This window comes from Sphingobacterium sp. UBA3549, assembly GCF_002376635.1.
Classification (GTDB): Bacteria; Bacteroidota; Bacteroidia; order Sphingobacteriales; family Sphingobacteriaceae; genus Sphingobacterium.
The window spans coordinates 20,995-42,413 of sequence record NZ_DFOE01000003.1 but is presented as its reverse complement, the minus strand read 5'-3'; the positions used below and the strand labels follow the sequence as shown (position 1 = coordinate 42,413).

21 protein-coding genes are annotated in these 21,419 nt (G+C 39.7%); 3 read left to right on the top strand and 18 right to left on the bottom strand.

Annotated elements, in window-relative coordinates; genetic code table 11:
* Positions 1–85 precede the first annotated feature (85 nt).
* Together B2W36_RS02470 and B2W36_RS02465 are read left to right on the top strand one after the other, a co-directional pair.
* Entirely contained in the window at positions 86–703 is a 618-nt protein-coding gene (locus B2W36_RS02470; protein WP_293886357.1) for an OmpH family outer membrane protein, read from the top strand.
* A gap of 88 nt (positions 704–791) precedes the next feature.
* Positions 792–1,697: a CorA family divalent cation transporter gene (locus B2W36_RS02465; protein ID WP_293884315.1), complete on the top strand. Its 906-nt coding sequence runs from the start codon at positions 792–794 to the stop codon at positions 1,695–1,697.
* Here B2W36_RS02465 and tsaB read toward each other — a convergent pair.
* From tsaB to mscL, 5 genes are all read right to left on the bottom strand, one after another.
* The gene (gene tsaB, locus B2W36_RS02460) at positions 1,692–2,399 is read right to left on the bottom strand and encodes a tRNA (adenosine(37)-N6)-threonylcarbamoyltransferase complex dimerization subunit type 1 TsaB (protein WP_293886356.1); all 708 of its coding nucleotides are present in this window, start codon (positions 2,397–2,399) and stop codon (positions 1,692–1,694) included. The genes B2W36_RS02465 and tsaB overlap by 6 nt on opposite strands.
* Positions 2,400–2,413: 14 nt before the next feature.
* Complete coding sequence (gene yidD, locus B2W36_RS02455; RefSeq protein WP_209576635.1) at positions 2,414–2,668, bottom strand: membrane protein insertion efficiency factor YidD; 255 nt, start codon at positions 2,666–2,668, stop codon at positions 2,414–2,416.
* Positions 2,631–3,047, bottom strand: coding sequence for a ribonuclease P protein component (locus tag B2W36_RS02450; RefSeq protein ID WP_293886355.1), 417 nt, complete (start codon positions 3,045–3,047; stop codon positions 2,631–2,633). Before B2W36_RS02450 ends, yidD begins: the two co-directional genes overlap by 38 nt.
* Positions 3,048–3,107: 60 nt before the next feature.
* Positions 3,108–3,266, bottom strand: a complete 159-nt coding sequence (gene rpmH, locus B2W36_RS02445) for a 50S ribosomal protein L34 (RefSeq protein WP_075991291.1) — start codon at positions 3,264–3,266, stop codon at positions 3,108–3,110.
* A 229-nt stretch (positions 3,267–3,495) separates the two neighbouring features.
* Positions 3,496–3,903, bottom strand: a complete 408-nt coding sequence (mscL, locus tag B2W36_RS02440) for a large-conductance mechanosensitive channel protein MscL (RefSeq protein ID WP_293886354.1) — start codon at positions 3,901–3,903, stop codon at positions 3,496–3,498.
* Positions 3,904–4,181: 278 nt separating this feature from the next.
* Between mscL and B2W36_RS02435 the strand changes: the two genes are divergently transcribed.
* Positions 4,182–4,823 carry a response regulator transcription factor gene (locus tag B2W36_RS02435; protein ID WP_293886353.1) on the top strand — a complete coding sequence of 214 codons (642 nt, stop codon included), beginning with the start codon at positions 4,182–4,184 and terminating at the stop codon, positions 4,821–4,823.
* A gap of 29 nt (positions 4,824–4,852) precedes the next feature.
* On the opposite strand, the gene B2W36_RS02430 is transcribed toward B2W36_RS02435, so the two are convergent.
* The 13 genes from B2W36_RS02430 to rsmH all read right to left on the bottom strand — a co-directional run bounded on the left by B2W36_RS02430 (position 4,853) and on the right by rsmH (position 21,419).
* Positions 4,853–5,995 (bottom strand): sugar phosphate isomerase/epimerase family protein, encoded by a 1,143-nt coding sequence (locus B2W36_RS02430; protein ID WP_293886352.1) that lies wholly within the window; start codon positions 5,993–5,995, stop codon positions 4,853–4,855.
* Between the two features lie 85 nt (positions 5,996–6,080).
* Entirely contained in the window at positions 6,081–7,781 is a 1,701-nt protein-coding gene (gene ftsZ, locus B2W36_RS02425; protein ID WP_293886351.1) for a cell division protein FtsZ, read from the bottom strand.
* A gap of 140 nt (positions 7,782–7,921) precedes the next feature.
* A complete protein-coding gene (ftsA, locus tag B2W36_RS02420; protein ID WP_293886350.1) occupies positions 7,922–9,298 on the bottom strand; it encodes a cell division protein FtsA in 1,377 nt (458 codons plus the stop codon).
* A 25-nt stretch (positions 9,299–9,323) separates the two neighbouring features.
* A complete protein-coding gene (locus tag B2W36_RS02415) occupies positions 9,324–10,160 on the bottom strand; it encodes a cell division protein FtsQ/DivIB (protein WP_293886349.1) in 837 nt (278 codons plus the stop codon).
* Positions 10,153–11,508: a UDP-N-acetylmuramate--L-alanine ligase gene (gene murC / locus B2W36_RS02410; protein WP_293886348.1), complete on the bottom strand. Its 1,356-nt coding sequence runs from the start codon at positions 11,506–11,508 to the stop codon at positions 10,153–10,155. The genes B2W36_RS02415 and murC overlap by 8 nt, the downstream gene beginning before the upstream one ends.
* Before the next feature lie 9 nt (positions 11,509–11,517).
* On the bottom strand, positions 11,518–12,621 hold the full coding sequence (gene murG / locus B2W36_RS02405; RefSeq protein ID WP_293886347.1) for an undecaprenyldiphospho-muramoylpentapeptide beta-N-acetylglucosaminyltransferase: 1,104 nt from the start codon (positions 12,619–12,621) through the stop codon (positions 11,518–11,520).
* A gap of 10 nt (positions 12,622–12,631) precedes the next feature.
* A complete protein-coding gene (locus B2W36_RS02400) occupies positions 12,632–13,834 on the bottom strand; it encodes an FtsW/RodA/SpoVE family cell cycle protein (RefSeq protein WP_209576655.1) in 1,203 nt (400 codons plus the stop codon).
* 30 nt (positions 13,835–13,864) lie between these two features.
* Positions 13,865–15,238 (bottom strand): UDP-N-acetylmuramoyl-L-alanine--D-glutamate ligase, encoded by a 1,374-nt coding sequence (murD, locus tag B2W36_RS02395; RefSeq protein WP_293886364.1) that lies wholly within the window; start codon positions 15,236–15,238, stop codon positions 13,865–13,867.
* Between the two features lie 2 nt (positions 15,239–15,240).
* Positions 15,241–16,485, bottom strand: coding sequence for a phospho-N-acetylmuramoyl-pentapeptide-transferase (gene mraY, locus B2W36_RS02390; RefSeq protein ID WP_209576658.1), 1,245 nt, complete (start codon positions 16,483–16,485; stop codon positions 15,241–15,243).
* A gap of 4 nt (positions 16,486–16,489) precedes the next feature.
* Positions 16,490–17,950, bottom strand: coding sequence for a UDP-N-acetylmuramoyl-L-alanyl-D-glutamate--2,6-diaminopimelate ligase (locus B2W36_RS02385; protein WP_293886346.1), 1,461 nt, complete (start codon positions 17,948–17,950; stop codon positions 16,490–16,492).
* The gene (locus B2W36_RS02380) at positions 17,950–20,067 is read right to left on the bottom strand and encodes a penicillin-binding protein (protein ID WP_293886345.1); all 2,118 of its coding nucleotides are present in this window, start codon (positions 20,065–20,067) and stop codon (positions 17,950–17,952) included. The genes B2W36_RS02385 and B2W36_RS02380 overlap by 1 nt, the downstream gene beginning before the upstream one ends.
* A gap of 8 nt (positions 20,068–20,075) precedes the next feature.
* On the bottom strand, positions 20,076–20,489 hold the full coding sequence (locus tag B2W36_RS02375; RefSeq protein ID WP_209576664.1) for an FtsL-like putative cell division protein: 414 nt from the start codon (positions 20,487–20,489) through the stop codon (positions 20,076–20,078).
* 15 nt (positions 20,490–20,504) lie between these two features.
* Positions 20,505–21,419, bottom strand: a complete 915-nt coding sequence (gene rsmH, locus B2W36_RS02370) for a 16S rRNA (cytosine(1402)-N(4))-methyltransferase RsmH (RefSeq protein ID WP_293886344.1) — start codon at positions 21,417–21,419, stop codon at positions 20,505–20,507.

Below are 21,419 nucleotides of genomic sequence, written 5' to 3'. Positions count from 1 at the left end.
ATTTTACTTTTTTATTCTAAAAACTAGAATTTCGATTTTTTTGTGGTAGGTTTGTTTTCAGTAATAATTGCAAAAAAACAAAAAAATGAATACTATATCTTCAATTGTATCGAAAGTATCCTTTGCCCTTTTGTTGGCTGGATCGATTGCATCGTGTAACCAAGGTACAAAAACAGCAAGCGAGCCTGCAAAAAATGATTCCAATACGGTAAACAAGGAAAATCAGGGAAGTAACAAAGATAAAATTGTCTATTTAAACTCCGATTCTCTTTCAGAAAAATACCAATATTTTAAGGATATTAAATCAAAGCTTGAAAATAAAGTAAAGAAAGCACAAACAGACCTACAATCCAAAAGTACTGCATTTCAACGTGAAGTTGCCGAATACCAAAAAAATGCAGCGACGATGTCAGCTGCTGATCGACAGGCTACAGAACAAAAATTAGCACGAAAACAAGATGAGCTTGCACGCTTGGACCAGACAGCTTCTTCCTCGATAGCAAAAGACGAGTCTGAAGAATTCAACAATGTTTATAACAAAATAACCGAATTCCTAAAAAAACATGCGGCAGAAAATGGATATAAGTTAGTATTGACCTATTCAAAAACTAATCCGACAGTCTTATATGCTGATCCTTCTTTGGAAATCACCAATGAAGTAATCAAACAATTAAACGAAGAATATAAATCTTCTAAAAAATAGAAGATTACACTAATTTAGGAAGCCATCAACTGAGTTGATGGCTTTTTTTTATTTTCTTTCTTATCTTGTCTTTCATAAAATTAGATGTATGATCAGAACGATTGTTGAAAAAGAAATCGCAAACTACGAATGGATAGATATAGCTGAGCCAACGTCAGAAGACTTCACTTTTATTAAACAGCGTTTTAATTTAAATGAAGCTTCGATTAAGGACTCCAAAGAACCAGAACATCTGCCTAAAATTGAAGAATTTGAGAATTATACCTTTGTGATCCTCCGCGTCATGTCAGACAATTTCAAAGAGAATTCAGACAGTATCGGAGAAATCACCGACCGCCTCACCATCTTCTACGGAAGTGATTTTGTCGTTACTGTACACAAACGTCGCATCGAATTTCTAGAAAAGCTCAAGAATATTGAATTCACATCCATCAAAACAAAAAACAGCCGTAAACTGGCTGTATTTATCACGACTGCGGCTGTATTTACCTTTAGCCAAACCCTGGAGCAACTTTCAACACGCATCGATGCATACGAAGAATTGATATTCCTGAAACGTATGAGACAACAGCCAGTACTGAAAAATCTTTATTTTATCAAAAGACAGATTGATGTCGCACGTAAAGTGATCTTTCTCTACAAAGAGGTTGTTGAGCATTTTCATTCATCTTCAAAAAAGGATGTATACACACGGGATCTTAAAGATCTACAGATTCGAACAGCGACATTATATGAAAACTTATCCGAAAATGTAGCTCAGCTACTGAATGTATACTTCAATATCTCGTCCAATCACACCAATGAAATCATGCGCATCCTCACAATTTTCTCGGTATTTTTTATGCCCATTACTTTTGTTGCAGGAATTTATGGCATGAATTTCAAGAATATGCCCGAACTCGAATGGTACTATGGATATCCGGTCGCCATAGCGATCATGATCGCCATATCCCTTGCGATTTATCTCTGGTTCAAAAGAAAAGGTTGGTTATGATAAGCCAACCTTTTTCTTTGCAGTAGTCACTACAAAATCTTTAAGATAGAATGGCTCAAAATAAGCAACATCCTCAAATAGCTTTCGTTCAAATTTTTCAAATGCCAATGGTGATAAAAAAGCCGCAGAATCTTTGAAACCACTCAAGATATTGACTCGCTCCGTTGAACTGAACAAAGTTTCGAATTTATCAGCTCCCGAACCAAACAATTGGACACGATCATAGTCTAACAACAATCCATTGAAATATTCTATATCTATAATCTCCGCTGAGGTCGCCCTTACCAAGGTAGCATCATGATTGTAAACAGCTGTATAGACTTCCATACGGCGTGCATCGAGCATCGGAAGATAGGCCTCACCTACTCTTAGACCAAATTGACTTTTATACCCGAGAAATAAAGCCTCCAATGTATTAATAGCAATTAACGGAATATCTAAGGCATAGCAGAGACCCTTGGCGGTAGACACTCCTATACGCAGTCCAGTATAAGAACCCGGCCCCATACTCACCGCCACCGCGCTCAAATCCTGCATCTTTCGACCTGTTTGTTTGAGAATTTCCTCGATCAAAATAGTTAGTTTGGCTGCGTGTGCATTCGGTTCATCGAGATTGATAACGTGTAATGTTTGACCGTTTTCACTCAGGCCAACCGAACATACAGTGGTTGATGTATCTATCTGTAAAATTAAATTATTCATCGTCTTTATAGAAATCAAGGTACAGGATCATGCCCGTGACCACCCCAAGGGTTGCAACGTGCTATTCGTTTCAAAGCCATCCAACCACCTTTAAAAGGACCGTATTTTATAATAGCTTCCTTACCGTACTGAGAACAGGTAGGCGTATATCGACAACTGGCGCCTAAAAATGGCGAAATAAAAACTTGGTAGAAACGAATAATAATTAAGAAAATAAAACTAAACAGGGGGCTAATCCCCTTTTTCCAAATAAGCTTCAGCACATTCATCCTGCAATTTTTTCAGCATTTTATTCATTGCGACACGAAACACATCATATGCTAAGATCTGCTTGCCCACATATTGAATAGCTAAACACAAAGTTACATTATGTTTCAACAAAAATGGAATCAAATCATTCGATTTTTGCAAACGGTAACTTTCACGCATCATCCGCTTAATTGAATTGCGGTCAACTGCTCTTTTAAACCTACGTTTGGATACAGAAATTATAGACTGACAAGAAGGGGTATGGTCAGCTATATTGTTTTTATCAAAAATAAAAACAACTCTAAAGGGATACAAAACAAAAGAAGAACCGCTTTTAAAAAGAGTATCAATACGCCTTTTCGCACATAACCGTTCTTCTTTTGTAAATGTATTTTTCATACGATGACTTAATCTTATTTGAAAAAGTTCTTATAAGTAGCCACCGATCTTGGTCAAAGATTAACCTTTGTGACGGTATTCGTCAGACACTGTAAGACGTTTTCTACCTTTGGCTCTACGTGAAGCTAATACTCTTCTACCGTTTGCAGAGCTCATACGCTCTCTAAAACCGTGTTTGTTTCTTCTTTTTCTTTGCGATGGCTGAAATGTTCTTTTCATGACGCTATTATGCTAATTTGTTCTTACTTCAATTAATACAAAACTCCCCAAGAGGAATGCAAAAGTAAAGTTTATTTTAGACAAAAACAAACAATATTCAGAACATTTAAAGTTAATATGCAGTAAGCAGGCTAATCTATTCAGCTACAGCTAAAAAAAACAACTTTCAATGTTCACAAAATAAAAAAACACCAAGGTCCGAATGCGCTGCTTTTTAGAATACCTGACACTATTTATTTTTTAGAATATCTCTGATCTCTGTCAACAGTGTTTCTTCCTTAGTTGGCGCCGCTGGTGCCGCAGGCTTTGCTTCTTCCTTACGTTTTAACGAATTTAAAGCCTTAACAACACAAAAAATACAGAATGCTACAATTAAAAATTGAATAACTACGTTGATAAAATTTCCGTAATTAATAGATACCTCTGCTTGTTTTGTAGCCTCATCAGCGGCCTTCAAAATCAATTTTTTAGATGAAAAATCAACACCACCTGTTAAGTACCCTATCGGTGGCATGATGATATCGTCGACCAATGAGGTAACGATCTTACCAAAAGCTCCACCTATAATAACACCGACAGCCAAATCGACTACACTGCCGCGCATTGCAAACTCTTTAAACTCTTTTAGAAATCCCATATTCAATTTTTTTAGTGTATAAATATTAACAAAACTAGTAATTGTCACATAAATCTAATTAAAATATGCTAATTTTTTATCGTTAAACTAACATTGACCCGTATTAATTGAGTTTATATCCATTTTTCATAAAAATGCGCTCAACTTGCCGCTACCTAATTTTTATTAACTTAATTTCTTATATTTGCACGTTAACTAGTAAAATATCAAGATATATTGTATATTGTTAGTACTTTATTTCATACGGTAATTAAAGCCCAGCATCAGATAGCAAATCTATGAAAAAGATTCTTATAGCAGACGACCATGGCATTGTACGGTTAGGAGCCTCCGTTATTATTAAAGAAACTCTTCAGAAAGCAGAAATATTCCAAGCCGAAACCTTTGACCAGGTTCTCGACAAGATAAAGGTAGAAGATTTCGACCTACTATTGCTGGATATTAATATGCCTGGAGGAAATAATATACGCGTTGTTGAGGAAATCCTTCAAATTCGTCCAAGCATCAAGATTTTAATTTTTTCGTCTTATGACGAATCGCTATATGCCTTACGCTATATCGAAGCAGGGGCAGTAGGCTATCTCAATAAAACAACAGCAATGGCTGAACTTTCGAATGCTATTTTGGCTATTCAGGATAGAGGAAAGTATATGTCGAGCAACGTACAGGATTTATATATTCAGAAACTGACACAAAGTAAATCTGAACTGACGAAATTAAACCCTTTGGCACGTTTGTCAAATAGAGAAGTAGATGTCGCTAAGCAATTGATCAAAGGGCTTGGTATCATTGAAGTATCTGGTTTATTGGAGTTAAGTCCATCAACCGTAAGTACTTATAAAAGCAGAATATTCGAAAAACTCAATGTCTCCAATATCCCAGAATTGATCGAACTTTTTAGAATACACTCCAACAATTAGTGATGTTGTTGGAGTGCTTTTTTAGTATATTAGCTCAATTTGTCCATCGTAACAACCGGAATATCTTTTACATTCAAATCTTTTAAAGGCTCACATTTCTTGAAAGAATACCCCACTTCCGCTTCTAAATCCCACAACATCGGTGCTAAGAAATTGAGGCAGGTAGTGAATCCTTGAACCGTAGCTGAGAAATCACCCGTATCTTTCGAATTCTTAGCTTCATTTTCTATCTCAAAAGGACCACTGAAACCACGTTCTTGCAATAGGTCGACAAATCCTCGCCAATCCATACTGTCAGAACCGCCAAAGCCAGGTAACATCGCTTCGTAGTGATGTCTATCCCAGTCATGCCCTGGAATACTTACATTGGCTTTTTTAGCCAATTCCATATCAACATGTTGCATTGGATACATACCGCCCCAATCAATACGTGCGGCTGTCTGTAAATTACGTGTGGTCTTCACATGGATACGCTGCAGACGCGCAATATCCGTATTACGGATTACCTCAATTGGATTTGTATTTTGCCAGACATCATGTGAAGGATCATAGATCTCGCCATGAGCCTTACTTGGTATCATCGCATACATTAATTTTCGTGCGGCCAACACAGCTGGCAGATTATTGTAGGTTGAGCTATAACGTGACGATCGCCATCCCTCCATGGGGCAATTCTCGTAAAGAATGGTTACGCCTAAACTCTCTGCATAGTCAACAATGGGAGCAAATACACGCTTGTATTCTTCAAGATTCTTTTGAAATCCATCAATTTGATTACCCAATTCATGATTGTAGCCCACAAATGTTCCCACTTTGATATTATTTTCGTCGCCGCCAAGCAGATGGGCAATACGAATTAATTTTAATAAATGATTTTGATTTTTCACCCGCTGCTCAGGATCCCCACCAATCATATTTTCAAAAGCACCAAGCGAAAGCTTTAAGTCAGCTTGATTGAACAGATCGATAACTTCCCTCGCTTTTGCGGGAGTAAAATCGTCATAATCCAAGTGAGTCGCTGTATGGTCTTCACGGGTACCATCTTTTCTAAAGACACAAAGGTCTATACCACCGGCTCCAATTCTCTTGGTTGTCTGAATCAACTCCGGTAAGGATAATTTATCAAATGCAGAACTCATCACCCATACAGGGTTATTTAATTTTGTCGTCATAGCTTATATAGTTGTCTTTCGATATTTAAAGATACTAAAAAAGCCGTCTTTGTGGACGGCTTTCTATTATTTAATAGCGAATAAATTAATCTACATTATCATGTAGAAAAGAATTATTCGGTCGAATTTCAGTATTTCCATCTTCAAAAGAAAGTGTGAAACGAGACACCTGAGACTGTGAAGAATGTGGTGTATCCTCCAGTGACATTTGCTTTCTTTTATAAGCCGGCTCATTTTCTAACTCATGAAGACCATTAGAAGATTTTAGCTTCATACTTAACTCCTTTAAACGTAGAATTCGTTCTTTAGTGCGCACCAATTGATCTTCAAATGAAACCTGCTCTTCTTCAACCTGAGGAACTTCAACCTGTTCATTTGTCGTACTTGATGAAAATGTCGGCTTCTCCTCATACGCTGACGCTGAAGGGGTAGTATAGGAATCAAAAACTGTTGGCATCTGGAATTGAAAGACAGATGGTGAAGTTTTCAATTGAAAATCCGTATCTCCAAATGACGTCTCTTCTTCATAATCATTATCAAATCCTAAGTCATGACGTATAACCTGTGGTTCTTCAACAGCAACATGCTGTTGTTGTGCCGCATTTCTTGGCGAAGTAAACAAGTCGGATTGCAAATTATTCGGAGTTGTAGTACTTGAAGAAGGCGCCGGTGTATCCACACGTTGAACTGGAGTTACAAAGCTATTCGTAGCTGGAACTTCTCTAGGTGCTACCTGAGAAACAGGCTTGATAAAAGAATTTGAAGGCTCAGATGTTAAAGGCAGAGACACTTTTGTATTTTCACGTTCTTTATCACGTTCCTCTGATGTCTGAAAACCTGTTGCAATAATTGTTACTGACAACTCATCCTCAAAATTTTCATCAATACAGTTACCCCAGATCAAATCAGCTGACAAACCAGCTTTTTCCTGAATATAATCCGTAATGATTGCAACCTCATCCATCGTTACCTCTTTGGTCCCAGAAGTAATATTCAACAAAATATAGCGAGCTCCCTCAATTTCATTATCTTTCAATAGCGGTGACGCCAAAGCACCCTCAACGGCGCGCAATGCACGGTCTTCACCTTCAGCAACAGCATTTCCCATAATGGCAACACCACTATCATTCATTACTGTGCGTACATCTTTAAAATCCACGTTTACATAACCAGGGATTGTGATAATTTCGGCAATACCTTTTGCAGCTGTTGTTAAGATATCATCGGCTTTCGCGAAAGCCGCAGTCATTGTTAAATTACCAAAAATCTCACGAAGGCGATCATTCGAGATGACAAGATAAGAATCGACATACTTACGTAACTCAGACAACCCTTCTTCAGCTTGTGAACGACGACGTTTACCTTCAAAAGTAAATGGTGTAGTGACAATAGCCACAGTTAAAATACCCAACTCTTTAGCTGCTTTGGCCAACACAGGACTAGCGCCTGTACCGGTACCACCACCCATACCAGCTGTAATAAATAACATCTTTGTATTGGTGCCAAGCATACGCTTGATATCCTCAATACTTTCGATCGCCGAATTTTCTCCAACATCAGGATCTGCCCCAGCTCCCATACCTTCGGTTAGACTTATCCCCAATTGAACTTTATTTGGAATCGGGCTCAATTCTAATGCTTGTGCATCAGTATTACACACGATAAAATCCACACCACTAATTCCTTGTTTATACATGTGGTTTACGGCATTGCCGCCACCGCCACCAACCCCAATAACCTTGATTATTGAAGATTGTTCTTTTAACATTTCAAACTGTATTGACATAACTTATCCCTATTTAACTTACAATGAAGATGATATCAAAATGAACCAAACCCACTATATGTAATGTAATAATAATATAATTTCAACAAAAGTTTTCCACATCTGTTAAATTGTGGAAAACTTCGCCTATTGTGGAAAACTTACTTTTTGTCTAAAAAAGTTGCATCATCGATTTCGTTACCATCTTTGATAAAACGTTTAAACCATGATAGCAATCCTTGCTCTTTTTGTTGTTGTTCTGAAACCTCTTTTGTCGTCATCGTAGCTGTCTGCACTTTTTTCGATGGGGCGTGCATTTCTCTACGGCTGTCTTCTTCATCCTCATGGAATTGGATTCCTTTAATCAACAAACCGATACTTGTCGCATATAGCGGGCTTTTCAATTCTTCAAATAGCGGTTTCGGTAAAACCTCATTCTTAGAAAGATATTCATTCGGAAAGCCAATACGACAATCTATTCCGGTAATATATTCAACAAGTTGTACTAAATGCTTTAATTGAGCACCACCACCGGTGATAACAATACCACCAATCAGTTTATTCTCGTATCCGGAAGATTTGATTTCATAGTATACATGTTCAATAATTTCCTCCATTCTAGCCTGAATAATATAAGCCAAATTTTTAACCGAAATCTCTTTGGGTTCACGACCTTTTAATCCTGGCACACAGATCACTTCGTTTTCTTTGTTTTCATCAGCCAAAGCCGATCCGAAACGAGTTTTCAATAATTCAGCCTGCGAGCGCAAAACAGAACATCCCTGACGAATATCTTCCGTCACAATATTACCGCCTAAAGGAATTACAGCAGTATGACGAATAATCCCCTCATGGAAGATGGCAACATCTGTGGTTCCACCACCGATATCTACTAATACAACACCAGCATTTTTTTCGTCTTCATCCAATACAGCTTCAGAAGACGCTAGAGGCTCGAGAATCAATTCTGCAACTTCCAGATTGGAATTATCAATACATTTTTTGATGTTTTTAATATCAGTTACCCGACCCGATATAATATGGAAATTCGCTTCAATACGACGACCAGCCATGCCAATTGGTTCGCGAATACCGGGTTCGTTATCTACCGTAAACTCTTGAGGTAAAACATGTATAATTTCTTCTCCTGGAGGCAGTACCAGTTTATACATATCCGAAATCAATCGTTCAATATCGCGTCGAACGATTTCATCATCACCATCAGTTTTGGTAAATATTCCACGGTGTTGAATACTTTTGATGTGTTGGCCAGCAATTCCCACATTCACTACTTTAATATCCACATTAGACTGTGCTTCGGCTATCTCGACAGCCTCTAAAATACTTCCCACAGTTTTCTGGATATTAGCCACCACTCCACGGCTTACACCAGCAGAATCAGCTTTCCCCACACCTAATAATTCAATTTTGTTTCCTGAGCTACGTCTCCCAACCGTAACACAAATTTTGGTAGTACCAATATCGAGTCCCACGATAATTGGGTTTTCTCTTTCAATTTCTGCTGCCTTTGAGTTCATAATTTCCTGTATTGTTGCTGTATTACTATAATGTATTATTTGCTATTTTTTTTGTTTGATCATCCGAAAAACTCCAGTTCCCACGCTTTTCACAGATAATCTGACCGCTATATTTTACGTTGACAACACCATAAGCGTTTATACCCACCTTTGGCATGATCTGCGTATAAAAGGTCTTTAATAATTCAAATTTTTGTGCTAAAGAATCTGCCGATCCAACAATCAACTGTTGCGTCCCTATGCGTGGTACAAGTTCAATATCTTTATCTCCATTAACATATATCTGCACCACTTGATTAGTCCATAACTCATCGCTTTTTATAAATTCAACAACCTTCACCAAATCCTTAACCAATGGGGTTGAGATGGTATCCAGTGCTTCATTATATCCTTCAGTGATGTTGCCGGTAGCAACCATAATGTGTGGGATATATTTCAATGTTGTCGGTATCTTTAAACCATTAGGATCGACATAAAACTCCTTTCCATTTTTATTGATGACCCGCATTACAGCCTCGCGCTGACTAATGTTAATTCTGATCGTACCATCCATATCAGCATGTATACTGGCATTGGAAACATAAGGTAGTTTACGCAAGGTTTTTTCAACCTTATGAAAAGGGATTCCATTTACTTTCTTTCCAACGAAACTACCGTAGTTCTGTTCGATCAATTTGGAGATATCTGCCTGATCTATAAAAGCCTCGGTTCCTTCAATAACAATTTTTATATCTTTGCAAAGCTGTTGTTCATCACGTTTACCCACAATATTCATAATCACGACGACGACTATTACACCGATAAAAAAAAGCGTAAAGTACAGTACACGATTCCATTGTATGTCACGTAATCTTTTAAGCATGCTCCAAAATTGTCTGTAACGGTTTAACCAATTTGTCAATATCACCCGCCCCCACTGTAACTATCAGCTCTGGCTTTTCATTCCGTGCAAATTCCAAGACCTCTTCGGGAGTCACAATGCGCTTTTTCTCAGCCGTAATTTTATCCAATAACCAACTGGAGTTTATGCCTTCAATCGGAAGCTCCCGTGCTGGATAGATTTCCATTAACAACAGATTGTCTGCCATGGATAACACCTCTGCAAAACCGTCGACAAAGTCGCGCGTACGCGTAAATAAGTGCGGCTGAAAGACCACATTTAACGTTTGAGTCGGATACAATTTTCGCATCGAAGTCAAAAATGCACGCAGTTCTTCTGGATGATGTGCATAGTCATCAATATACACAGCTCCAGGTCGACGAACAATATATTCAAACCTTCTTTTCACGCCTTTAAATGTCGTCAATGCTTTCTTAATAGCCCCGTCTGCAATCCCAAGTAAACGTGCTACTGCAATCGCAGCTACTGCATTTTCAACATTGTGGATACCAGGGATACCCAGATGAATATCATCTATCCGTCCATTGGTATCTTGGTAGTCAAAAAAGAACTCTCCATCGCGTACATGCACATTGGAAGCATATGCATCAGCGACTTCATGGCCTGAATAACTGATTTGCCCCGCAAACTCGAGGCCTTTTTTTATAATACATGTTCCCCCTTCAACGACTTTATTCAAGAACAATTGAAACGATTCAAGCAAATGACTCCGATCGCCATAAATGTCCAAATGATCAGCATCAGAAGAAGTTACGATTGCGATATTGGGGTGAAGTGTCAAAAATGAACGATCAAATTCATCAGCCTCAACCACAACTGTATTGTTATCACCGTAAAGCACATTGGTACCATAGTTAGAACTGATCCCGCCTAAAAATGCAGAACAATCGTAACCCGAATCCTTCAATACGTGTGCCACCATTGTAGAGGTAGTCGTCTTACCATGTGTACCGGCGACGGCTACCGTAAATCGACTTTCGCTGATGATCCCAAGCACCTGAGACCGCTTATAAAGAATGTGTCCCTGCGATTCCATAAAAGCCTTGATCTTCGAATCTTTCGGAATTGCCGGTGTAAAAATGACCAATGTCTCTGTTTTAGGAGCATGAAAAATAGTATCAATCGTATCGACATCATCTTGATATGATATCGCAATACCTTCATTGACCAATGTTTTAGTCAATTCGGTTTCTGTTCGATCATAGCCATTCACCTCACAGCCCAAATGCTTGAAATAGCGCGCAAGACCACTCATCCCTATCCCACCTATTCCAATCAAGTATACTTGTTTTATTGCATCTAGATTCATACGCTTCCTCTATTTTTTATTAATCAATTTATACACCTCCTCGGCAATCTGTACATCAGCATTCAACTTACCGAGTTTTTTTATATTTTCACTTAATCGCGCAACACGATCGGCTTCATTTAATAAATCTAAAGCAGCGGGTATCAAATCCTTTATTGCCTCACTGTCCTTAACCAAAAGTGCTGCTTCTTTATGGACCAATGCCATCGCATTCTTAGTCTGATGATCTTCAGCAACATTGGGAGACGGCACAAGAATAACAGGTTTTCCGACCACACAAAGTTCCGAGATAGTTCCTGCACCGGCCCGACTAATAATTAAATCAGCCGCAGCATAAGCATAATCCATGCGCTGGAGAAAAGCCATCATCCTAACATTTTCTGGAAGTCCCCCTGCAAGGTCCTCCGTTAACTTTTCTACATAGAAACTACCACATTGCCAGATCAGTTGAACTTCTTGTTTCTTTAACTCACTGAGATAGGCCAGCACACTTTCGTTTAATGTTTTAGCGCCCAGACTACCTCCGAGTACCAAAACTGTTTTCTTGTGCGGATCCAACTCAAAGAAGGCCAATGCCTCCTCCCTTTTACCCGCTATCTCAATAGACTCGCGTCTTATCGGATTTCCCGTGATCAATACTTTGTCAGCAGGAAAAAACTGCTCCATCCCTTCATAAGCGACACAGATCTTTGCGGCTTTTGCTCCAACTTTTTTATTTGTCACCCCTGCATAGGAATTTTGTTCCTGCACAACTGTTGGTATACCCAATTTATTAGCCATCATTAACAATGGACCCGAAGCAAAACCTCCTACGCCCACAGCTACATCAGGTCTAAATTCTTTAATTACACTTTTCGCCTTATTCAAACTTTTCATCAGCTTAAACGGCAAAAAAATATTCTTCCACAGTTGCTTTCTATTGATCCCTTGGATATCGAGTCCAACAATACGATATCCCGCAGCTGGTACTTTATCCATTTCCATCCGGCCATTAGCACCCACAAATAATATTTCATTTGAAGGATCCATTGCCTTCAAAGCATTTGCAATCGAAATCGCCGGAAAAATATGTCCGCCGGTCCCCCCTCCACTAATAATTACGCGAATCGCCATGCTCAATTTATTATAATGCTGGAATAGATCCTACCACCACCTTTTTGGGCTTAGGTCTTTCATCCAATTGTTCTTTACCTTTTAACTCTTCAATATTTCTACTCACGCTGAGAATGATTCCCAGCGCCACACTCGTAAATAAAATAGATGTTCCTCCCATACTAACCAATGGAAGCGGAACTCCTGTAACCGGACCTAAACCTACAGCAACAGCCATATTCGCTAAAGCTTGGATAGTCAAACTAAATCCTAAACCAGCAGCTAGAAAGGTACCAAACGCTTTAGGACTCATCGTTACAATACGGATACATCGATACATAAATGCCAAATACAGAAATAGCAGGATTACTCCTCCTACAGTCCCATACTCCTCAATAATGATCGCATAAATAAAATCGGAATAAGGATGTGGCAACACGTTGCGTTGTACACTATTTCCCGGCCCTTTTCCAAAAAGCCCCCCTGTCGCGATCGCAATTTTTGCATTATTTGCCTGATAGTTTTTATCATCCTGGAAGGATACCGTTTTATCAACCTTCTCGGTATGGAAAAATGACTTTACCCGGCTGATATACGTCGCCCTTCGGGGACCAAAGAAGATCACCATCATTAAAAGCACTCCCCCACCACAACACACAATGGCGATTTGCTTAAAACTAATCCGACCGATCAAGAGCAATAAAACACTCACGCCAAACAGCATCAATGCGGTGGATAAATTAGCCAGAGCGATCAGAATAAAAACGCCACATACAGATCCCATAATGGGTAAGAATGATTTTTTTACATCTTTGATCTCTTCCTGTTTCCGCGATAACATCCTTGCCAAAAAGACGATGAGTGACAGCTTCGCCAAATCCGAAGTTTGAAAGGTTAAACCTATACCCGGAATAGTCAACCAACGACTGGCCTCATTAACTTTACTACCAAATAAGAGCGTAAACAACAATAAAGGGATCGTAATACCCATCATTATTTTTGATATCCCGGCATAATACCTATAATCCAGCTTATGAGAAAGATACATTAGAATAAACCCAACAGCGATGATAGAAAAGTGCTTTAGCAAATACATTTCGGTACCCTTTCCCTCTTTGTAAGCCAAGGTACCCACCGAACTATATACAGCCAAAAGTGACCATCCCGATAAGATAATCACAATGATCCATATCCATCGATCACCCTTCAATTTAGACATTATAGTCTGTAGCATATACTTCCTCCTTTTATTGGGTTATACCTTTTATAATTCCATGACAGCAGCCTTAAATTTATCGCCACGGTCTTCATAGTTCTTGAACCAATCAAAACTAGCACATGCGGGAGATAGCAATACCGTATCCCCTTTTTGAGCTAAATGCGACGACAGCACAACCGCATCTTGCATGGATGTACTATTTACGATAATCTCCACATCATGTTCAAATGCCTTATGAATCGCAGCTGTATCTTTTCCCAAACAAACAATAGCGCGTACTTTGTCTTTAACCAAATCAGCGAGCATACCGTAATCATTTCCTTTATCTACCCCACCCAATAACAACACGATTGGTGTAGAGAAACTTTCCAGCGCATACCAGACTGAATTAACATTCGTTGCCTTTGAATCGTTAATGTAATTTATACCGCCGATACAGGCTACATGCTCAAGCCGATGTGGAATGTTCACATACGATCCCATACTCTCCTTCATCACTTGATTTCTCAATTCCTGCACTTTCGCGATTAGCCCGGAAGCCATGCTATTATAAATATTATGCTTCCCCTGCAATGACAATTCCTCAGCTCTCATAGTGAATGTATCGTTATTTGGTGTATTGATAATTATTGTCTTATTGGCATCCAAATAAGCGCCCAATTCGACAAGTTGCTCTTGCGTAAAAGGTAAGTAAGTCCCTTTACTATGATGTCTTTCCAATCCTTTAATAGTTTCCGAATCGTCCAGACAGTATATAAAATAATCTTTCTCTGTTTGATTTTGAATCATCCTGAATTTTGAATCCACATAATTCTCCATTTTATGATCGTATCGATCCAAATGATCGGGTGTAATATTCAGTATAACAGCAACATCAGCCCTAAAGTGGTACATATCGTCCAACATAAAGCTCGATATTTCCAGTACATAGCAATCAAACTGTTCTTTAGCTACTTGTAATGCAAAACTTTTCCCAATGTTACCCGCCAATCCAACATTTAAGCCGCCGCGTTTAAGGATCTCATAGGTTAACATGGTAGTCGTCGATTTCCCATTTGATCCTGTAATACAGATTAACTTTGCATCTGTATATTGTGCTGCAAACTCGATTTCAGCAATTACAGGGGTATTCTTTGCTTTCAATGCGACCACCAAAGGCACATGCTCCGGAATACCAGGACTCTTCACAACTAAAGCAGCTTTCAATATACGCCCCTCATCATGATTACCTTCTTCAAATGCTATTCCCTCAGCTTTCAATTGTTCCTTATAATGATCCGCTATAAGCCCTTTATCTGACACAAATACATCAAATCCCTTTTCTTTTCCGAGAATCGCCGTTCCAACGCCACTTTCGCCTGCGCCTAAAATGACCAAACTTCCAGATTGAGGATAATATGTTGTTGCAATATTTGACATCATTATCTAATTTTCAATGTTACGATAGTAAGAATAGCCAATATAATTCCTACAATGACAAAACGTGTTACTATTTTCGCTTCGTGATAGCCCTTCTTCTGAAAATGGTGATGCAATGGCGACATCAGGAAGATTCTTCTCCCCTCACCATATTTCTTCTTTGTGTATTTGAAATACGACACCTGAAGAATAACCGACACATTCTCTAAAAGAAATACACCGCATAAAATCGGAATCAACAATTCTTTCCGGATCAGGATAGCAAAAGCAGCAATAATACCACCGATCGCCAAACTGCCTGTATCCCCCATAAAAACCTGAGCTGGGTACGTATTATACCACAAGAATCCGACACAGGCCCCTACGAATGCCCCAGCAAAAATGACGAGCTCACCCGAATTGGGGATATACATAATATTGAGGTAATCTGAAAAAATCACATTACCAGACACATACGCTAGAATCGCTAGCGTGACACCAATTATAGCTGAAGTACTAGTGGCCAGACCATCAATGCCATCCGTGATATTTGCACCGTTTGATACTGCCGTTACGATGAAGATTACCACAACTAAAAAAACAAAAAAAGTTAAATAGTCACTTTGCAATCCAAACATCTTAAACACTTTGGCATAATCAAACTCGTTGTTTTTATAAAACGGAATATTTGTCTTCGAAGATTTAACGTTTTCTGCATAGGTCTTCTCCCCAGTGCCTTCGTTGATAACCACCTCAACGGGTTTGGTGGACGTAGGTTTATCTACCCCTTTTCGAACAACAATATCAGGATGAAAGTACATCGTACAAGCAATGATCGCTCCCAATCCAACTTGTCCAACCACCTTAAACTTACCAGCCAGACCTTCTTTATTATTTCTAAAAACCTTGATGTAATCATCCAAAAAACCAATTGCTCCCATCCATAATGTGGTTACTATCATGATAATCACATAGATATTCGTCAATTTTGCAAATAACAAAGTGGGAATAAGAATACCTGCGATAATGATAATTCCCCCCATAGTCGGTGTACCAGCTTTCTTTTTTTCTCCCTCCAGTCCCAAATCACGAATTGTCTCTCCAACTTGCTTATTGTGTAAGAATTGAATCAATTTCCCCCCAAAAACCGTGGTAATGATCAATGAAACAATGACAGCCATAGATGTCCGGAAGGAGATGTACTGAAACAAACCTCCTCCTGGTATATGAATGTATTCACTAAGCCACGTAAAAAGATGGTACAACATATTTCTATTTTTCGTTAAATGTATTCTCTAAAACTTCCTTATCATCGAAATGATACTTCACACCATTTATATCCTGATACTTTTCATGTCCTTTTCCCGCCACCAGGATAATATCGCCCGGGTTCGCCAGCTGATAAGCCACCCTTATCGCTTCCTTACGATCGGCTATGGAGAGCGTCTTCGACTTTTGATCCGCCAGCACGCCCGCTTCAATATCTTTAATAATTTGGTATGGATCCTCGGTGCGCGGATTATCGGATGTAATCAAAAAGCGATCACTGTAACGTAAGGCCGCCTCCGCCATTTCAGGCCTTTTGGTCTTATCCCGATCGCCCCCACACCCTAAGACTGTAATGATTTTTTGTTCTGGCCGTCTCAGAGCGCTGATCGTTTTGAGGACATTTTCCACAGCATCAGGCGTGTGTGCATAGTCTACAATTCCAAAAATGCCCGTAGCTGATTTCAGTGTTTCAAACCTTCCTTCTGCACCTTTCAACGTGCTGAGTGCAGTCAACACTTTCACAGTTTCCTGTTCAAGTAAGATCGCAGCAGTATATACCGCCAAAAGATTGTATGCATTAAAATCACCGGTCAATTTTACCCACACTTCCTGTCCGTCAACACTCATCAGCATACCATCGAAATGGCTTTCAATAACCTTTGCTTTAAAATCTGCCCCCGAACGTAAGCCATAGCTTTTCCGATGTGCCACCGTATTTTGAAGCATGACCTGACCGTTTCGATCGTCCGCATTGGTCAACGCAAAAGCATTTGCATCTAAATCGTCAAAGAACTTCTTTTTTGCCTTAATATAATTATCGAAGGTTCCATGAAAATCCAGGTGATCATGCGTAATATTCGTGAATATAGCTCCTGAAAACAATAAACCTGCGATACGTTCCTGAACTACAGCGTGTGAGCTAACTTCCATAAAGGCATAATCACAGCCATCATTAACCATATCATGCAGCAACTGATTCAGTTGAATAGGATCTGGGGTCGTATGCGTAGCCGGTATAATCTTCGTTCCGATCTGATTTTGCACGGTAGATAACAGCCCCACATGGTACCCCAATTCAGTAAACAACTGAAACAACAATGTAGCAACTGTCGTTTTACCATTCGTTCCTGTAACACCGACCAACTTAAGTTTTTCCGAAGGATTTCCGTAAAAATTAGCTGCGGCTACACCTAGTGCATAAGCAGAATCGGCGACTAAAATATACGCTACAGAGTCCAATATATCTTCTGGCAACTGCTCTACAATAACTGCTCTTGCTCCCGAAGTAATTGCCCTCTCTACAAATAGATGACCATCCGTTTGCACACCTCTCACAGCGATAAACAGACTTCCCAACGTTACTTTTCTGGAATCAAAGCACAAAGAGTGCACATCAACCTCTTCAAGGTTACCCACAACCTGCTGAACAGGGATGGCATGCAATACTTTTTTTAAATCCATCATTACTTAAGTTCTAAATTTATCGCCGTCCCAAAAGGCAGTTTCTGTCCAGCTACGAGTGACTGCATCCCCACTCTCCCTTTTCCAGTCACGCGCGCTTTAAAGCCTGCATTTTCTACCACATATAAGGCATCCATCAATCCCATTCCAACAACATTCGGAACAATTCCTTCTCTATATTTCAAATCTACAAATGGCACTCCCCGCGTAGACGTATCCACTTCTCCCCGTGCAATTGTATCCCAATTGACCGTATTAATCCCCAATCTATCGTACACTTTTTTACTCGCTTCTCTCGACCCCTGTAAAGTCAACGGCATTCTTCCACCTACATTGACCGCTTTAAACGTCTTTTTTCCTTTCATCTCCATATCGTTCGCGTACACCATATCGGCAAGCTCTTTAAAGACAGGCCCCGCAACTGATCCGCCATAATATCCATTTCTCGGGTTACGGATCACCACAATGATGGAATATTTCGGATCCTCAGCTGGAAAATATCCCGCAAAGGAAGATTGGTAGCGTCTCGCACCATATCCTCTCGAACCATCTGCCATCTGGGCCGTACCAGTTTTTCCACCAGAACTATACAGCGGGCTAGCTACGCTTTTACCCGTCCCTTCAATCATCACCCCTTCCATCATTCCCCTCACTTCTGATAAAGCATGGTCCGACGCTATCTTTTCGTTGAGGACTTTAGCCTTAAACGTTTGAATCGTATTCCCCAAATGCCTAATTTCCTTAACAAAGAGTGGCGCTATCAATTTACCGTTATTCGCAACAGCATTATAAAACGTCAACGTTTGCAACGGGGTAATCTTCATTTCATAGCCATAAGCCATCTGTACCAAAGACAATCCACTCCAGCTCTTACTCTTCGACGATTTTACCAGAGGCACCCCTTCTCCCGGAATCTGTAGACCTAATGTTTTCCCGAAACCGAAAGAATGCAGCTTCGAGGTAAATTGATCTGGATTATCTTTATAGGCTTGGTAAACAAATTTAGTAACGCCCACATTCGACGATTCCTCAAAAGCCCTTTTAGCCGAAATTATCGACTTCTTGGGCGCATGTGAATCCCGAATGGTATGTTTGTAAATTGGCCAATTACCATTACCAATATTCACAGTTGTGCTCGAATCTATTTTTTTATCATCAATCAAAGCTAAATAAGAAGCTAACTTAAATGTTGACCCCGGATCCGCACTCTGCGCAATGGCAAGATTGAACTTTTCACGATAGACTCCATCCTTATCACGCATAAAGTTGGCCACCGCTCGCACTTCCCCTGTTTTCACCTCCATCATCACAACACAGCCCTCATCCGCATTACTCGTAATCATCTGCTTCTCTAGCGCCCTTTGCGCCATATCCTGCATATTTACATCAATGGTAGAGATAATATCAGACCCATCAACTGGAGCAACCTCGATATCTTTGTTGACAGGAATCCATACACCTCCTGCGATGCGCTGCATCAATCTTTTCCCACTTTTTCCGTCGATATATTCTCCATATGCACCTTCCAGTCCAACATGAATATTTTCTTTCACATTTTTATAACCGATGGTTCTTGCAGCAAGATTGACAAAAGGCAAAATACGTTTGTTTTGGCGATCTGTAATCAAACAACTTGGAAAACGCTCCTTATTGACGCGAGCAGATTTAAGCAGAGGAAATTGCTTTACACGTTTCAAATCCTGATGCGACACATTACGTTTAAGCAACAAATAGCGCTGCTTTTTATTCCGTGCTTGCTTTAATAATGTCAAATACTGCCGAGATGATTTATCTTTAAAGAAATCAGCAAGCTTAATCGCCAAGGAGTCAACTTTTAAGTTGAAATACTCTTCATCCTCTTCCGGAATAGCCATAGCATCAAAACGAAGTTCATATTCAGGCACTGAAGTAGCCAGCAAACTCCCGTCATTCGAATAAATATTCCCACGAGCAGCTTCCACCTCCCGTTCCTGAATAGAAAGGCTATCCGCTAAAGCTTTCCAATGCTGTCCATCGACATACTGCAACTTTGCCATTTTTCCAAACACCAAAAACGCAAGCAACACGATAAGCCCAAAAGCAAAGTAGACACGAACAAGAATCGTATTTCTGATACTCATAACTCTTCCTATTTATCTTCTTTATTCTCTATAACTTCGATCTTGATTGGTGGTTCCACTCGCTCTTTCAAACCCAAAGAATCTACACGCTTAGCAATTTCCGTTTGTGTAGACATTTTCATCAGTTCAGCAGATAGAGACTTATGATCCCACCCCAATTCTTTTACCTCTTTACTCACTTTATCGATACTCCGAATAGTTCGCTCGGCAAAATGACGATTGGAAATATACAATAGCATCAGAAAGGCTATAAATGCTCCAAATGGCAAGTAATGCAATATTCTGTTTAACGAAAGGTCTCCAACGGTAAAAAGCGTTTTAATAAACGCTTCTGTTTGTTCGGCCTTTTCTTCGACAGTTTCTTGCAGTTCCTCTTGAACTTCTTCACTCAACTCTTTCTGTCTTATCGTATTTCTGCTCATCCTCTCGCTCCATTTTTAAGACACACCCAACTTTTCAGCAATGCGCAGTTTCGCACTGCGCGATCTATTATTTAAAGCCAGTTCCTCTGCAGAAGCCGTAATCGCTTTACGGCTAACCACAAGAAATGGCTTAATTTCATTTCCAAAAAAATCTTTCTCAACCTCTCCTTTGAACTTACCTTTTGCCATAAAATTTTTAACCAAACGATCTTCCAAAGAATGATAGGACATAACAACCAATCGCCCACCCACGTTGAGCACGTCCACCGTCTGCAACAAAAATTCCTGTAAAGCATCCAACTCACGATTCACCTCGATACGAAGCGCCTGAAACACCTGCGCATGATACTTATGTTCCTTACCCTTCGGAACCATCCGTTGAATCACCTCTTTTAATTCTGAAACAGTTTGAATCGGTTGAACCAAACGCGCCGTAACAATTGTTTTCGCAAGCGACTTAGCATTCATGATCTCTCCGTACATACCAAAAATGCGATGGAGATCTTCCTCTGCATAGGTGGCTAAGAGTGACTTCGCGTCTAGATCACCAACCTGATCCATACGCATATCCAGATCAGCATCAAAGCGAATAGAAAAACCACGGTCCGCAGCATCAAATTGATGTGAAGAAACTCCTAAATCTGCCAAAATCCCATCTACTGCACGCACACCTTCCAAACGAAGACTATTCTTTAAAAACCTAAAGTTCTGATGTATCAATGTAAAGCGAGGATCGTCGATCGCATTCTTCAATGCATCCGGATCCTGATCAAAAGCAAACAGCTTCCCTTCTGGCCCCAATCTCTTTAAAATCTCGCGAGAATGACCACCACCACCAAAAGTCACATCCACATAGACGCCATTCGGCTTAATCGCCAACGAATCCATGCATTCTTGTAACATGACCGGAACATGATAGACATTTTCCAT

What these genes read in the sequence shown, in the direction of transcription:
- B2W36_RS02470 (WP_293886357.1), top strand. Translation starts at nt 86, where the DNA reads ATGAATACTATATCTTCAATTGTATCGAAAGTATCCTTTGCCCTTTTG.
- B2W36_RS02465 (WP_293884315.1), top strand. Translation starts at nt 792, where the DNA reads ATGATCAGAACGATTGTTGAAAAAGAAATCGCAAACTACGAATGGATA.
- tsaB (WP_293886356.1), bottom strand. Translation starts at nt 2,399, where the DNA reads ATGAATAATTTAATTTTACAGATAGATACATCAACCACTGTATGTTCG.
- yidD (WP_209576635.1), bottom strand. Translation starts at nt 2,668, where the DNA reads ATGAATGTGCTGAAGCTTATTTGGAAAAAGGGGATTAGCCCCCTGTTT.
- B2W36_RS02450 (WP_293886355.1), bottom strand. Translation starts at nt 3,047, where the DNA reads ATGAAAAATACATTTACAAAAGAAGAACGGTTATGTGCGAAAAGGCGT.
- rpmH (WP_075991291.1), bottom strand. Translation starts at nt 3,266, where the DNA reads ATGAAAAGAACATTTCAGCCATCGCAAAGAAAAAGAAGAAACAAACAC.
- mscL (WP_293886354.1), bottom strand. Translation starts at nt 3,903, where the DNA reads ATGGGATTTCTAAAAGAGTTTAAAGAGTTTGCAATGCGCGGCAGTGTA.
- B2W36_RS02435 (WP_293886353.1), top strand. Translation starts at nt 4,182, where the DNA reads ATGAAAAAGATTCTTATAGCAGACGACCATGGCATTGTACGGTTAGGA.
- B2W36_RS02430 (WP_293886352.1), bottom strand. Translation starts at nt 5,995, where the DNA reads ATGACGACAAAATTAAATAACCCTGTATGGGTGATGAGTTCTGCATTT.
- ftsZ (WP_293886351.1), bottom strand. Translation starts at nt 7,781, where the DNA reads ATGTCAATACAGTTTGAAATGTTAAAAGAACAATCTTCAATAATCAAG.
- ftsA (WP_293886350.1), bottom strand. Translation starts at nt 9,298, where the DNA reads ATGAACTCAAAGGCAGCAGAAATTGAAAGAGAAAACCCAATTATCGTG.
- B2W36_RS02415 (WP_293886349.1), bottom strand. Translation starts at nt 10,160, where the DNA reads ATGCTTAAAAGATTACGTGACATACAATGGAATCGTGTACTGTACTTT.
- murC (WP_293886348.1), bottom strand. Translation starts at nt 11,508, where the DNA reads ATGAATCTAGATGCAATAAAACAAGTATACTTGATTGGAATAGGTGGG.
- murG (WP_293886347.1), bottom strand. Translation starts at nt 12,621, where the DNA reads ATGGCGATTCGCGTAATTATTAGTGGAGGGGGGACCGGCGGACATATT.
- B2W36_RS02400 (WP_209576655.1), bottom strand. Translation starts at nt 13,834, where the DNA reads ATGCTACAGACTATAATGTCTAAATTGAAGGGTGATCGATGGATATGG.
- murD (WP_293886364.1), bottom strand. Translation starts at nt 15,238, where the DNA reads ATGTCAAATATTGCAACAACATATTATCCTCAATCTGGAAGTTTGGTC.
- mraY (WP_209576658.1), bottom strand. Translation starts at nt 16,485, where the DNA reads ATGTTGTACCATCTTTTTACGTGGCTTAGTGAATACATTCATATACCA.
- B2W36_RS02385 (WP_293886346.1), bottom strand. Translation starts at nt 17,950, where the DNA reads ATGATGGATTTAAAAAAAGTATTGCATGCCATCCCTGTTCAGCAGGTT.
- B2W36_RS02380 (WP_293886345.1), bottom strand. Translation starts at nt 20,067, where the DNA reads ATGAGTATCAGAAATACGATTCTTGTTCGTGTCTACTTTGCTTTTGGG.
- B2W36_RS02375 (WP_209576664.1), bottom strand. Translation starts at nt 20,489, where the DNA reads ATGAGCAGAAATACGATAAGACAGAAAGAGTTGAGTGAAGAAGTTCAA.
- rsmH (WP_293886344.1), bottom strand. Translation starts at nt 21,419, where the DNA reads ATGGAAAATGTCTATCATGTTCCGGTCATGTTACAAGAATGCATGGAT.